Genomic DNA, 13,380 nt, shown 5'->3' with positions numbered 1-13,380 from the left:
TTCGGTGTTTCTTTTTGTTCTTCGTTCTTGCGTTTCCGACTCTATCAGACTCTTTCGTGTCCGATTTCCCTCGGTGCCTTTCAGGTTTCCGCTCCGGCCTTTCGGCTTTCGCGTTTCCCTTTCCGGCGGTTCCGACTTTATCAGAGATTCTGAGTCGGAATTCCCCGCCCTGTTCGGGTCCCTCCGAGCACGTGAGTGCCGGGTGCTTCCCGTTCAGGCGGAGACGTAAACGTACTGGAGCGGGGCGCCCCGATGCAAATCGAGGCGCCCCGCTCCGGAGTTCACGCAGTGTCAGGTCAGACCTCGACGACCACGGGAAGGATCATCGGGCGTCGGCGGTAGTTGTCCGAGACCCACTTGCCCAGCGTGCGGCGGATGAGTTGCTGCAGCTGGTGGGGCTCCACGACGCCGTCCTGGGCCGACTTCTCGAGGACCTCCTGGACCCTCGGCATGACGGCGGAGAAGGCCGAGTCGTCGATGCCGGAGCCGCGGGCCTGGATGTGCGGGCCGCCGGTGATCTTGCCGGTGCTGGAGTCCACCACCACGAAGACCGAGATGATGCCCTCGTCGCCGAGGATCCTGCGGTCCTTGAGAGAGGACTCCGTGACGTCGCCGACCGAGAGGCCGTCGACATAGACGTATCCCGCCTGGACCTTGCCGACGATCTTCGCCTTGCCCTCGACGAGGTCGACGACGACGCCGTCCTCGGCGATCACGATGCGGTCGTGCGGGACGCCGGTGAGGGCGCCGAGCTCGGCGTTGGCGCGCAGGTGGCGCCATTCGCCGTGGACCGGCATCAGGTTCTTGGGCTTGCAGATGTTGTAGAAGTACAGGAGCTCGCCCGCCGACGCGTGGCCGGAGACGTGCACCTTCGCGTTGCCCTTGTGGACGACGTTCGCTCCCCAGCGGGTCAGGCCGTTGATCACGCGGTAGACCGCGTTCTCGTTGCCGGGGATGAGCGACGACGCCAGGATCACCGTGTCGCCCTGGACGATGCGGATCTGGTGGTCGCGGTTGGCCATCCGGGAGAGGGCGGCCATCGGTTCGCCCTGCGAGCCCGTGCAGACGAGCACCACCTGGCTGTCGGGGAGGTCGTCGAGCGTCTTGACGTCCACCACCAGGCCCGGCGGGACCTTCAGGTAGCCGAGGTCCCTCGCGATGCCCATGTTGCGGACCATCGAGCGGCCGACGAAGGCGACCCTGCGGCCGTACTCGTGGGCAGCGTCCAGGATCTGCTGGATGCGGTGGACGTGGCTGGCGAAGCTCGCGACGATGATCCGCTTCTGGGCGCCGGCGAAGACGCCCCGGATCACGTTCGAGATGTCGCGCTCCGGCGGGACGAAGCCCGGGACCTCGGCGTTCGTCGAGTCGGAGAGAAGGAGGTCGATGCCCTCCTCGCTCAGCCGCGCGAACGCGTGCAGGTCGGTGAGGCGGCCGTCCATCGGCAGCTGGTCCATCTTGAAGTCGCCGGTGGCGACGACCATGCCCGCGGGAGTGCGGACGGCGACGGCCAGGGCGTCCGGGATGGAGTGGTTGACCGCGATGAATTCACAGTCGAACGGGCCGAGGCGCTCGCGGTCGCCCTCGACGACCTCGAGCGTGTACGGACGGATGCGGTGCTCCTGGAGCTTCGCCTCGATGAGCGCGAGGGTCAGCTTCGAGCCGATGAGCGGGATGTCCGGCTTCTCGCGCAGGAGATACGGGACACCGCCGATGTGGTCCTCGTGGCCGTGCGTGAGCACGATGCCGTCGATGTCGTCGAGGCGGTCCCTGATGGACGTGAAGTCCGGCAGGATCAGGTCGATTCCGGGCTGCTCCTCCTCGGGGAAGAGCACTCCGCAGTCGACGATCAGCAGGCGACCGTTGTACTCGAAGACGGTCATGTTGCGGCCGATTTCACCGAGGCCACCGAGCGGGGTGACCCGCAGGCCGCCCTTCGGGAGCTTCGGCGGGGCGCCGAGTTCAGGATGCGGATGACTCAAAAGACTCTCCTCACCACACGCGCCACGTACCTCTGGGGCACGTGGCGCGCATGACGTTCGTGCAGTAGCAGTTGTTTGGTGTGGGTGCAGGACCGTGTCCTGCGGGTCGTGCCTATTCAGTTGTGAAGTCTGTGGTCAGAGCTGTACCCCGCCGGCGGCGAGATCGATCTTGAGCTGGGCCGTCTCGTCGGGCGACAGCTCGACGAGGGGCAGCCGCAGCGGTCCCGCGGGGCGGCCCTGCAGGGTGAGCGCCGCCTTGGTGGTGATCACACCCTGCGTACGGAACATGCCCGTGAAGACCGGGAGCAGCTTCTGGTGGATCTCGGTGGCCTTGCGCACGTCACCCGTGGAGTACGCGTCGAGCATCGCGCGCAGTTCCGGGGTGACCACATGGCTCACGACGGAGACGAAGCCGCAGGCGCCGACGGAGAGCAGCGGGAGGTTCAGCATGTCGTCGCCGGAGTACCAGGCGAGGCCGGAGCGGGCGATGGCCCAGCTGGCGCGGCCGAGGTCGCCCTTGGCGTCCTTGTTGGCGACGATCCGCGGATGGTGGGCGAGGCGGACGATCGTCTCGGTGTTGATCGGTACGCCACTGCGGCCGGGGATGTCGTAGAGCATGACCGGCAGCTCGGTGCTGTCGGCGATCGCGGTGAAGTGGCGGAGCAGGCCCTCTTGCGGGGGCTTGTTGTAGTACGGCGTGACCGTCAGGAGGCCGGTGGCGCCGACACGCTCCGCGTCGCGCGCGAGCTCGATGCTGTGGCGGGTGTCGTTCGTGCCGACGCCCGCGACGACGTGGGCTCGGTCTCCGACTGCTTCCACTACGGCTCGTACGAGCTCGGCTTTCTCCGCGTTGCTGGTGGTCGGGGACTCACCAGTGGTGCCGTTGATGACGAGGCCGTCGTTGCCTGCGTCCACCAGATGGGCGGCGAGCCGCTGGGCGCCGTCGAGGTCGAGCGCGCCGTCCGCCGTGAAGGGCGTGACCATAGCGGTGAGGACCCTGCCGAAGGGGGTCTGCGGAGTGGAGGTCGGAGCCATGGGTAACACGCTACTCGCTGCTCAGCGCGTGGTCCCCCCTCGGGGGATGTATGCGGACCTGACAAGTGAGGAGCCCGGCACTGCCTGCTCGGGGGTTCAAGCAGTGCCGGGTCCGTTTGATCAGGCTAGATGAACTTCTCGAAATGCCGCAATACGGACACCTCACTCAGCCCACCCGTACATCAGTGCCTTACGGAGCCACGCGTCCGTTGCCGTTGAAGGCGGCGTGCGTGAGAGGCATGAGCTTGGCCCAGTGCTCCTCCATCTTCTCGCCGACCATCTCGATCTCCCGCTGCGGGAAGGACGGGACCTTGGCGAGCTCGTGCTGCGTACGCAGGCCGAGGAAGTGCATCAGCGAACGGGCGTTGCACGTGGCGTACATCGACGAGAAGAGGCCGACCGGCAGGACCGCGCGGGCGACTTCGCGGGCGACGCCGGCGGCGAGCATCTCCTGATACGCCTCGTACGCCTGGCGGTACGAGTCCTCCATGACGCGGCCCGTGAGCTCCTGCTGGGCCTGGGTGCCCTCCACGAAGACGTACTTCCCGGGGCGGCCCTCCTGGACCAGCTTGCGGGACTCGTCGGGGACGTAGAACGTCGGCTGGAGCTCCCTGTAGCGGCCCGATTCTTCGTTGTACGACCAGCCCACGCGGTGCCGCATGAACTCGCGGAAGACGAAGATCGGGGCGCTGATGAAGAACGTCATCGAGTTGTGCTCGAACGGGCTGCCGTGGCGGTCGCGCATCAGATAGTTGATCAGGCCCTTGGAGCGCTCCGGGTCCTTCTGGAGCTCCTCCAGGGACTGCTCCCCGGCAGTGGAGACACGGGCGGCCCACAGGACGTCGGAGTCGGTCGCGGCATGCTTCACCAACTCGACGGTGACCTCGCTGCGGAAGCTGGGCTTGAGGTCTTCGGTGGGGGTCTCGCTCACTGGCGGGGTCCTTCCATGTGCATCACTCGGGCGGCGCCCACTCTATGGCCCGGCACTGACAATCGGCCGTTCGGTGGCTCGCCACGACATTCTTCGGCGAATTTGGCGAAACCGGGCACCATTTGGGCGTTTCGAGCGTCTGACTGGACAACAGAGTTTCGTTCGAGTCGCGTGAGGAGAAACGCACCCCATGTTCCGTCGGCGCGAGCCCGTCCCGTTCGCCTTCATCGCCGAAGCCGACAAGTTCCGCAGCAATGTCACTCCCCCACCCCGAGAGCGCCCATCGGCCGCTCAGGTCGTGGGCCGCACCCTGGTCGGCCTGGTCGTGGTCGCCGGACTCGCAGGTTCTCTGCTGGTCGGCATGCCCGCCCTGTCGCCCGATCAGGCACCCGCACAGAACCAGCAGTCCGAAGCCTCGGACGGTCGATGACGACCGTCGTGGCCCCCTGACTCTCCCCCACTGCCCTGAAGGCGTGGGGGTACCCCCATGGCCCCCCAAAGGTGGTAGCAGGGAGCAGGGCTCGGTAGCCTCACCGGGCACAGCCCGTGCGTGGATTGAGTGAGGATTCAGTCGTGCCCCTGCCCTTCCTGACGGCGGACCGCGCCTTTGACGAGGCAGCGGACGACGCCGCGCTGCCGTTCGACGACCGCGACCACTGGCGGCGGCCCTACCGGCCGGGTCCGTGGCGGGTGGGGGCGGCCGCGCTGCTTCTGCTGCTCGCCTCGTACGTCCTCGTCGCCGCCGTGATCATCGCGTTCGCGGACTCACTGGCGGGTGCCGCGATCTGCGCGGGGCTCGCCGCGGTCATCATCGTGAGCGCGCTGCGGCTGCTGCGGATGGGTACCTGGGTCAGCGCGCACGGACTGCGTCGTGTCGCCTTCCTGACGACGCAGACCGTGCCGTGGGCGCAGGTCGTGACGGTGCGTACGACGCAGCAGCCCGTGCGGTGGCTGGGTCTGCCCCGCACCGTTCAGGGGCAGGCACTCGTCCTCGTACGACGGGATCAGCAGGCCGGCGGGCAGCCGCCGTTGCTCACCGACCGCAATGCCGACTTCCTGGCGCGGTACGAGGCCTTCAACCGGGCGGCCGACTCCATCGAGGTGTGGGCCGACGAGTACCGCCGCACCGCCTGAGCCGGACGTGCACCGCCCGAGCTAGACGTTCACCGGTCGGCCCGCGTGCAGCGCGATCGCGCGCTGCATCGCCTTTCGCGCGCGCGGGGTGTCCCGGGCGTCGTGATAGGCGACGGCGAGGCGGAACCAGCAGCGCCAGTCGTCCGGTGAGTCCTCGGTCTCGGCCTTGCGCCTGGCGAAGACCTCGTCGGCCGAGTCGCGGTCGATGCGACCGCCCGGCGTGCGCTTCAACTCGTCGACGGGGAGGCCGCCTTCGGCCTCCAGCTCGGCGGCGAGGCGGTTGGCGCGCTGGACGAACTGGGTGTTCTTCCAGAGGAACCAGATGCCGATGAACGGCAGGATGAGCACCGCGACACCGAAGGTGACGGTGAGCGCGGTGCCGTGCTGTATCAGGAGCACGCCGCGGCTGCCGACCAGGACGAAGTAGACGACCAGGACGGCAGCCGTGACGGCGTAAGTGATCTTTGCTCGCATGAGGATCAGTTCAGCTCGGTCCGGCCCGCGTCAGTTCAGGTCCAGGAAGTGTTCCAGGCCGAACGTCAGGCCCGGAGTGCTCACCACACGCCGTACGCCGAGCAGGATGCCCGGCATGAAGCTGCTGTGGTGCAGCGAGTCGTGCCGGACGGTGAGGGTCTCGCCCTCGCCGCCGAGCAGCACCTCCTGGTGGGCCAGGAGCCCGCGCAGCCGCACGGAGTGCACCGGCACCCCGTCGACGTCCGCGCCGCGGGCGCCGTCCAGGGCCGTCGACGTGGCGTCCGGCTGCGGGGCGCTGCCCGCTTCCCGACGGGCCGCGGCGATGAGCTGGGCGGTGCGCTGTGCGGTGCCGCTGGGGGCGTCGGCCTTGTTCGGGTGGTGCAGCTCGACGACCTCGACGGACTCGAAGTACGGCGCCGCGATCTGCGCGAACTTCATGGTGAGGACCGCGCCGATGGAGAAGTTCGGGGCGATCAGGACGCCCGTCTTCGGCGATGCGGCCAGCGAGGCCTCCAGCTGCGCGACGCGCTCGTCGGTCCAGCCCGTCGTACCGACGACGGCATGGATGCCGTGCCGGACGCAGAAGTCCAGATTGCCCATCACCGAGTCGGGGTTGGTCAGTTCGACCACGACCTGGGCGCCGGTCTCCACCAGCGTGTCCAGCTTGTCGCCCCGGCCCAGCGCGGCGACCAGTTCCAGGTCGTCGGCGGCTTCGACGGCTCGGACGGCCTCGGAGCCGATCCGGCCCTTGGCTCCGACGACCGCCACGCGCAGCTTGCTCATGTGCCTGATTCCTTAAGGGGTTTAAGGGGTTTAGGAGACCGCTTCGTGCAGGCGTGCGGCCTGCTTGTCCTTGAGCGGACCGATGGCCGACAGCGAAGGACGGTGGCCGAGGACCTCGCGGGCGACCTCACGGACGTCGTCGGGGGTGACCGCCGCGATCTTCGCCAGCATGTCGTCGACCGACATCTGCTCGCCCCAGCACAGCTCGCTCTTGCCGATACGGTTCATCAGCGCGCCGGTGTCCTCGAGGCCGAGGACGGTGGAGCCCGCGAGCTGGCCGATCGCGCGGCCGATCTCGTCGTCGCTCAGGCCGTTCTGCGCGACGTCGTCGAGTTCGTCGCGGCAGATCTTCAGCACGTCGTGCACCTGGCTCGGGCGGCAGCCCGCGTACACGCCGAAGAGGCCGGTGTCGGCGAAGCCCGACGTGTACGAGTACACGCTGTAGGCCAGGCCGCGCTTCTCGCGGACCTCCTGGAAGAGCCGGGACGACATGCCGCCGCCAAGGGCGGTGTTCAGGACGCCCATGGCCCAGCGGCGGTCGTCCGTGCGGGCCAGGCCCGGCATGCCGAGGATGACGTGGGCCTGCTCGGTCTTGCGGTTGACGACCTCGACGCGGCCCGCCGTGCGCAGGGCGCGGGAGCCCTGGCGCGGGATCATCGGGGTCGCGTCGGTGCGGTGGAGGGCGCCGGCCTTCTCGAAGGCGGCACGGACCTGGCGTACGACCTTGTTGTGGTCGACGTTGCCCGCGGCCGCGACCACCAGGTGGGTCGGGTCGTAGTGCTTCTTGTAGAAGCGGCGGATCCGGTCCGCGGTGAGGGCGTTGACCGTCTCCTCGGTGCCCAGGACGGGGCGGCCGAGCGGGGTGTCGCCGAGCATCGTGTGCGCGAACAGGTCGTGCACGCAGTCGCCCGGGTCGTCCTCGGTCATCGCGATCTCTTCGAGGATGACGCCGCGCTCGGCGTCGACGTCCTCCTGGAGGATCAGGGAGCCCGTCAGCATGTCGCAGACGACGTCGATGGCGAGCGGCAGGTCGGTGTCGAGCACGCGTGCGTAGTAGCACGTGTACTCCTTCGCCGTGAAGGCGTTCATCTCGCCGCCGACCGCGTCGAGCGCGGAGGAGATGTCGAGGGCGCTGCGCTTCTTGGTGCCCTTGAAGAGCAGGTGCTCCAAGTAGTGCGTGGCGCCGTTCAGGGACGGGGTCTCGTCGCGGGAGCCGACGTTCGCCCAGATCCCGAAGGTCGCCGAGCGTACGGAGGGAAGGGTCTCGGTGACGACGCGCAGGCCGCCCGGCAGCGTCGTACGGCGGACCGTGCCGATGCCGTCCTTGCCCTTGAGGAGGGTTTGGGTACGGGCGACGGCCCGCCCCTCCGAAGAGGGGCGGGCCGTCGTCGTGGTGCTACGCGACGTCACTTGTCGGTGTCGTCCTTCGTGTCGTCGCCCTCTTCGCCCTCGATGACGGGGATGAGGGAGAGCTTGCCGCGGGAGTCGATCTCGGCGATCTCGACCTGGACCTTCTGGCCCACGCCGACGACGTCCTCGACGTTCTCCACGCGCTTGCCGCCGGCGAGCTTGCGGATCTGCGAGATGTGCAGCAGACCGTCCTTGCCCGGCATCAGGGACACGAACGCACCGAAGGTGGTCGTCTTGACGACCGTGCCCAGGTAGCGCTCGCCGACCTCCGGCATGGTCGGGTTGGCGATGCCGTTGATCGTGGCGCGGGCGGCCTCGGCCTGCGAGCCCTGCTGGGCACCGATGTAGATGGTGCCGTCGTCCTCGATCGTGATGTCGGCGCCGGTGTCCTCCTGGATCTGGTTGATCATCTTGCCCTTCGGGCCGATGACCTCACCGATCTTGTCCACCGGGATCTTGACCGTGATGATGCGCGGCGCGTTCGGGGACATCTCGTCCGGAACGTCGATCGCCTCGTTCATGACGTCCAGGATGTGCAGACGCGCGTCACGGGCCTGCTTCAGCGCGGCGGCCAGGACCGAGGCGGGGATGCCGTCGAGCTTGGTGTCGAGCTGGAGCGCGGTCACGAACTGCTTCGTGCCGGCGACCTTGAAGTCCATGTCACCGAACGCGTCCTCCGCACCGAGGATGTCGGTGAGGGCGACGTAGTGCGTCTGGCCGTCGATCTCCTGCGAGATCAGACCCATGGCGATACCGGCGACGGCGGCCTTCAGCGGCACACCGGCGTTCAGCAGCGACATCGTGGAGGCGCAGACCGAGCCCATGGACGTCGAGCCGTTCGAACCGAGGGCCTCGGAGACCTGACGGATCGCGTACGGGAAGTCCTCGCGCGAGGGGAGCACCGGCACGATCGCGCGCTCGGCGAGCGCGCCGTGGCCGATCTCGCGGCGCTTGGGCGAACCGACGCGGCCGGTCTCGCCGACCGAGTACGGCGGGAAGTTGTAGTTGTGCATGTAGCGCTTGCGCGTCACCGGCGAAAGGGTGTCGAGCTGCTGCTCCATGCGGAGCATGTTGAGGGTGGTGACGCCCAGGATCTGGGTCTCGCCACGCTCGAACAGCGCCGAACCGTGCACGCGCGGGATGGCCTCGACCTCGGCGGCGAGCGTACGGATGTCCGTGACGCCACGGCCGTCGATGCGGACCTTGTCCTTGATGACGCGCTCGCGGACCAGCTTCTTGGTCAGCGCGCGGTACGCACCGGAGATCTCCTTCTCGCGGCCCTCGAACTGCGGGAGCAGCTTCTCGGAGGCGATCTCCTTGACGCGGTCGAGCTCGGCCTCGCGCTCCTGCTTGCCGGCGATGGTCAGGGCCTGGGAGAGCTCCGACTTCACGGCGGCGGTCAGGGCCTCGAGGACGTCGTCCTGGTAGTCCAGGAAGACCGGGAACTCGCCGGTGGGCTTGGCAGCCTTGGCGGCGAGGTCCGACTGGGCCTTGCAGAGCGCCTTGATGAAGGGCTTCGCGGCTTCCAGACCGGCGGCGACGATCTCCTCGGTCGGCGCCTCGGCGCCGTCCGCGACGAGCTGGATGGTCTTCTCGGTGGCCTCGGCCTCGACCATCATGATCGCGACGTCGCCGTCCTCGAGGACGCGACCGGCGACGACCATGTCGAAGACGGCGTCCTCGAGCTCGGTGTGCGTCGGGAACGCGACCCACTGGCCCTTGATCAGCGCGACACGGGTGCCGCCGATCGGGCCGGAGAAGGGCAGGCCGGCCAGCTGCGTGGAGCAGGAGGCGGCGTTGATCGCGACCACGTCGTACAGGTGGTCGGGGTTGAGCGCCATGACCGTCTCGACGATCTGGATCTCGTTGCGCAGGCCCTTCTTGAAGGAAGGACGCAGCGGGCGGTCGATCAGGCGGCAGGTCAGGATCGCGTCCTCGGAGGGGCGACCCTCACGACGGAAGAACGAACCGGGGATCTTGCCGGCGGCGTACTGCCGCTCCTCGACGTCCACCGTGAGGGGGAAGAAGTCGAGCTGGTCCTTGGGCCGCTTGGAAGCGGTGGTGGCCGACAGCACCATGGTGTCGTCGTCCAGGTACGCGACGGCGGAGCCTGCGGCCTGCTTGGCCAGGCGGCCCGTCTCGAAGCGGATGGTGCGGGTGCCGAAAGTGCCGTTGTCGATAACAGCCTCGGCGTAGTGGGTCTCGTTCTCCACTAGCGTTTTCTCCGTTACTTGTCGTCTTTCGTCCCCTGGCCCGTGTGGCACGGGGACTGTGGCGGAGAAGCGCTCCTGCTGGTGCGGGCCGGTCTTCGATCGAAGCACCCGGGCGGTACGCGATGGCTCGATGTTCGAGTTCTCCTCGATGCTCGAGTCCTCCCTGTACCCCGGGCGCCACTACCGAGGACCGGCGGCGGCATTCCTTGAGGTGCGCTTCTCCTCGTTCGGTTGACGTCGTCCCGTCGCCATGTGCGACGCCGTTACGTCTCCGAACCGTGCAGTCCGATTCTGCCCAGTCCGGTATGGGTGTGCGTATGACGTTGTGCGACCAGACTACAAAGCACCGGTGACACTTCGCACGTAGAGCATGCGTACATCACGTACGGCACGCTTGCATACAGCAAAGGGAGCGGCCCCCTCTTGCGTGGGAACCGCCCCCTTCACGATGTCTTACTTGGCGCCCGCCGCACCGCGACGGATGCCCAGACGGTCCACCAGCGCACGGAAGCGCTTGATGTCCTTCTTGGCCAGGTACTGCAGCAGACGGCGACGCTGACCGACCAGGATCAGCAGACCACGACGGGAGTGGTGGTCGTGCTTGTGGGTCTTGAGGTGCTCGGTCAGGTCCGAGATCCGGCGGGAGAGCATGGCGACCTGGACCTCGGGGGAGCCGGTGTCGCCCTCCTTCTGGCCGAACTCGGTCATGATCTGCTTCTTCGTAGCGGCGTCGAGCGACACGCTTACTCCTCGTAGTCTTTTCGTGGCCACCGAGTGCCCCTGGTCTAAATCGCAGGGGAGCTTCCATAACTCGGGAGGCGAGGTCCGCTGGGCGCTGCCTCCAGGTCCTCGCTTGAGGGGGTCCGGGGGCGCGTACACATACGGCCGTTACACAGGGTACCAGGGCGGCCAGGACCGCCCGCCCGGTGGTGCTCTTTACCGCATCCACCCCCACAAGTGTGCACGTGATCCGATACCCGGTCTCCCGCCGCGGCCCGCCAGTAGTCTGAGCCGACAGTTCGTTCGCACGGGAGGGGTCCGCGCACCATGGCCGAGACAGAGGGCAAGAGCGCCCAGGCTCAGGACGAGGACGTCGCAGCACGCAAGGAGCGGGAGAAGAACGAGCTCTACGCTCTCGACATCTCCGGCGTGGAGTGGCACAGCGCGCCGGGCACCGAGGCGCACGAGGAGCGGGTCGAGATCGCGTACCTGCCGGACGGGGCCGTGGCCATGCGGTCGTCGATCGAGCCCGAGACGGTGCTGCGGTACACCGAGGCGGAGTGGCGGGCCTTTGTGCTCGGGGCCCGGGACGGGGAATTCGATCTGGAGTCGGCGCCGCGCGACGACAGCCGGGCGACGGGCTGACCGAGACCCCCTGGGGCCGGGGGCCGCGCTCACGCCGAAAGTTCGCGTGGCTCTCCCGAGCTCCAGTGGATGTGCGGCGCCCGAGCGGATCTACCGCTTCGCGCCCTCGATGCCGATGACCAGCCACGTCCATTCCTTCTTCTTCTCGGCACTGGGCCCTGTCGCCCGCCTGCTGCCGAAAAAGATCCGCCCGTCCTGGACCACGATGTCACTCAGTTCCAGGTCGGAGAGTGTCCAGCCTTCAAGGGGCAGGCCGAAGAAGAAGTACGGGGTCTCCTTGCCGGTCCGTGGATTCAGGCTCACCACCCCCATGGGCGTGATGCGGTCACTGCTCTCCCGGTACGCAAGGAGCTGGTCCCCGCTCATCCGCAGGGGATAGAGCAGCTGATCGTTCCCCGATTCGAACTTCTTGACCGTCTTGCCCGTCGCGAGGTCGAACGACACGATGCGATTCGCGTTGTTGACCATGTCGCCGTGCGGGTCCTCGCGGCTCATGACGAAGACCTGGTCGCCACTGACCACCGTCGAGGGGCAGCTGTCGACCGCGTCGAAGCCCGTCGCGGTGTCGCAATTGACGACGTAATGACCACCTTCGAGCCCGATGGTCGCGCGTCGCTTTCCGCGGTCGTCCAGCGAGATCAGATGCGTCACCTGGATGTCGCCCGCGGCAGGGGCGATGACCGCCGGCTCGGCGGACAGCAGGTTGACACCCTTGACTCCGTCGGCGACCAGGTACGTCCACTTCGCGTCGCCGGTCCTGGGATTCAGCTTCTGCACCTGATACGTCGTGTCCTTGGTGTGGACGCAGGCCAACAGCATGAGCAGGCCGCGCCCACCCGCCAGACCGGCGTGCTCGCAGCCGGAGACACGGGCCTTCCTCCACAGCCGGTCCCCCGTGTCCATGTCGTACCCCGCCGAGCCGTTGCCCCACGTCACGGCAACGGTGCCGTGCGTCAACGACACACTCGTCGGGTCCTGTCCGAACACGGTCCCGGACGTCGGGAACTCCTTCTCCCAGACCTTTTCGCCCGTGTCGATGTCGACGAAGGCCACGTGATCGCAGGGTGCTTCCGGGTCGTTCTTGGACCTGTGGAGCACCGCGGTGCGGCCTTCCACGGTCACATGCCGCGTGAGCCCGCAGATGGGGCCGGCGAGCGGCGTACGCCAGGTCTCGTCACCCGTGGACGCGTCCTTGCCGATCTTGAAGCCCACGAGCGTTCTGTTGATGCCCTTGGCAAGGATCTTGTCCGTCGCCCAGGTGCCCGGCGTCTCGTACTCCTCTCCGGGGCTCATGTCGTCGACCGAGAACCGGAAGGCCATCTGGCCCCTCGTGGTCGCGGGCCGCTCCTCGACCGTCTCCCTGACGTCGAGGCGGCCCTGAGGTGCGGCATCCGCCTTGCCGTCGTCGGGTGTCGAGCCGCCGGTCCCGAACCAGAGGAACCCGCCACCGGCGCACAGCACGACGACGAGGACGGCGGCGATGACGCCGATCAGTCGTCTCCGACGAATCCTGCGGGCTCCGTCCGCCGCGAGCGCGGACTGGGTGAAGGAAGAAGGAGGCGGGCCGAAGCTCACGTCGTGAGGTCCTTGTCTACGTCTGTGGGGGCAAGGCGTGGGGCATGGGGCATCCGCCGGGGCACGGGGGGGCGAAGCGAATGATCGTACGCGGACGCGCAGGCCGTTGATCCACTGCGAGGGCGCAAGCACGACCAACGCCATGCCGCGGAGCGGGAGTTCCTTCGCGCTCCGCCCCTGGCGGGATGCGCGACCCGGGCACGGTAGGCGCAGGTCGCAGACGCCGAGACCGGATCGTTGAGTACGGCGCGGAGGGGCGACTCAGCGACTGGGTGGCGCCGGCAGCCTCATGAATTGGCGGCCTCTTGTCGCTTGTTGGGGGATTTGTCCGGCACGGTTTCGGATACGGGGATCACTCCCGTGGGGAGCGTGACGCAAAGGACAGCATTCGTGGGGTGGGCTGCCCTGCCGTGCTGGTGCTTTTGGTGATTAGGCTGGGACAGGGCGCGACGCCAGAACCCGCGAGTGGGTGGTTCGC

General features: G+C 67.9%; 12 protein-coding genes. 3 read left to right on the top strand and 9 right to left on the bottom strand.

The genetic code is table 11. From position 1 onward, the window contains the following. Nucleotides 1–296 precede the first annotated feature (296 nt). The 3 genes from ABZ833_RS36395 to thyX all read right to left on the bottom strand — a co-directional run bounded on the left by ABZ833_RS36395 (nucleotide 297) and on the right by thyX (nucleotide 3,948). Nucleotides 297–1,982 (bottom strand): ribonuclease J, encoded by a 1,686-nt coding sequence (locus ABZ833_RS36395; protein WP_361056193.1) that lies wholly within the window; start codon nucleotides 1,980–1,982, stop codon nucleotides 297–299. A gap of 135 nt (nucleotides 1,983–2,117) precedes the next feature. Beyond that, entirely contained in the window at nucleotides 2,118–3,017 is a 900-nt protein-coding gene (gene dapA / locus ABZ833_RS36390) for a 4-hydroxy-tetrahydrodipicolinate synthase (RefSeq protein ID WP_361056191.1), read from the bottom strand. Between the two features lie 190 nt (nucleotides 3,018–3,207). After that, nucleotides 3,208–3,948 carry an FAD-dependent thymidylate synthase gene (gene thyX / locus ABZ833_RS36385; RefSeq protein WP_249587375.1) on the bottom strand — a complete coding sequence of 247 codons (741 nt, stop codon included), beginning with the start codon at nucleotides 3,946–3,948 and terminating at the stop codon, nucleotides 3,208–3,210. Between the two features lie 190 nt (nucleotides 3,949–4,138). On the opposite strand from thyX, the gene ABZ833_RS36380 reads away from it, so the two are divergent. Then, a complete protein-coding gene (locus ABZ833_RS36380) occupies nucleotides 4,139–4,378 on the top strand; it encodes a hypothetical protein (RefSeq protein ID WP_361056187.1) in 240 nt (79 codons plus the stop codon). A 143-nt stretch (nucleotides 4,379–4,521) separates the two neighbouring features. Then, complete coding sequence (locus ABZ833_RS36375; RefSeq protein WP_361056184.1) at nucleotides 4,522–5,082, top strand: hypothetical protein; 561 nt, start codon at nucleotides 4,522–4,524, stop codon at nucleotides 5,080–5,082. Between the two features lie 21 nt (nucleotides 5,083–5,103). Here the strand turns inward: ABZ833_RS36375 and ABZ833_RS36370 are convergent, their stop codons facing one another. From ABZ833_RS36370 to rpsO, 5 genes are all read right to left on the bottom strand, one after another. Continuing rightward, a complete protein-coding gene (locus ABZ833_RS36370; RefSeq protein ID WP_361056181.1) occupies nucleotides 5,104–5,556 on the bottom strand; it encodes a tetratricopeptide repeat protein in 453 nt (150 codons plus the stop codon). Between the two features lie 30 nt (nucleotides 5,557–5,586). Then, nucleotides 5,587–6,339: a 4-hydroxy-tetrahydrodipicolinate reductase gene (dapB, locus tag ABZ833_RS36365; protein ID WP_361056179.1), complete on the bottom strand. Its 753-nt coding sequence runs from the start codon at nucleotides 6,337–6,339 to the stop codon at nucleotides 5,587–5,589. A gap of 30 nt (nucleotides 6,340–6,369) precedes the next feature. Then, nucleotides 6,370–7,749 carry a pitrilysin family protein gene (locus tag ABZ833_RS36360; RefSeq protein ID WP_361056176.1) on the bottom strand — a complete coding sequence of 460 codons (1,380 nt, stop codon included), beginning with the start codon at nucleotides 7,747–7,749 and terminating at the stop codon, nucleotides 6,370–6,372. After that, on the bottom strand, nucleotides 7,746–9,962 hold the full coding sequence (locus ABZ833_RS36355; protein ID WP_361056173.1) for a polyribonucleotide nucleotidyltransferase: 2,217 nt from the start codon (nucleotides 9,960–9,962) through the stop codon (nucleotides 7,746–7,748). The genes ABZ833_RS36360 and ABZ833_RS36355 overlap by 4 nt, the downstream gene beginning before the upstream one ends. Nucleotides 9,963–10,415: 453 nt before the next feature. Further along, nucleotides 10,416–10,703 (bottom strand): 30S ribosomal protein S15, encoded by a 288-nt coding sequence (rpsO, locus tag ABZ833_RS36350; protein ID WP_160507553.1) that lies wholly within the window; start codon nucleotides 10,701–10,703, stop codon nucleotides 10,416–10,418. Nucleotides 10,704–11,009: 306 nt separating this feature from the next. Between rpsO and ABZ833_RS36345 the strand changes: the two genes are divergently transcribed. Further along, nucleotides 11,010–11,327: a DUF397 domain-containing protein gene (locus tag ABZ833_RS36345; protein WP_249587382.1), complete on the top strand. Its 318-nt coding sequence runs from the start codon at nucleotides 11,010–11,012 to the stop codon at nucleotides 11,325–11,327. 90 nt (nucleotides 11,328–11,417) lie between these two features. Here ABZ833_RS36345 and ABZ833_RS36340 read toward each other — a convergent pair whose 3' ends face one another. After that, nucleotides 11,418–12,902, bottom strand: a complete 1,485-nt coding sequence (locus ABZ833_RS36340) for a PQQ-binding-like beta-propeller repeat protein (protein ID WP_361056168.1) — start codon at nucleotides 12,900–12,902, stop codon at nucleotides 11,418–11,420. Between the last annotated feature and the right edge of the window lie 478 nt (nucleotides 12,903–13,380).

The sequence above is a fragment of the Streptomyces sp. NPDC047525 genome (genome assembly GCF_040643025.1).
GTDB lineage: Bacteria > Actinomycetota > Actinomycetes > Streptomycetales > Streptomycetaceae > Streptomyces > Streptomyces durmitorensis.
The sequence above is the reverse complement of the archived record's forward strand: the minus strand, read 5'-3'. Positions and strand labels throughout refer to the sequence as shown.

What these genes read in the sequence shown, in the direction of transcription:
- dapA (WP_361056191.1), bottom strand. Translation starts at nt 3,017, where the DNA reads ATGGCTCCGACCTCCACTCCGCAGACCCCCTTCGGCAGGGTCCTCACC.
- ABZ833_RS36380 (WP_361056187.1), top strand. Translation starts at nt 4,139, where the DNA reads ATGTTCCGTCGGCGCGAGCCCGTCCCGTTCGCCTTCATCGCCGAAGCC.
- ABZ833_RS36370 (WP_361056181.1), bottom strand. Translation starts at nt 5,556, where the DNA reads ATGCGAGCAAAGATCACTTACGCCGTCACGGCTGCCGTCCTGGTCGTC.
- dapB (WP_361056179.1), bottom strand. Translation starts at nt 6,339, where the DNA reads ATGAGCAAGCTGCGCGTGGCGGTCGTCGGAGCCAAGGGCCGGATCGGC.
- ABZ833_RS36345 (WP_249587382.1), top strand. Translation starts at nt 11,010, where the DNA reads ATGGCCGAGACAGAGGGCAAGAGCGCCCAGGCTCAGGACGAGGACGTC.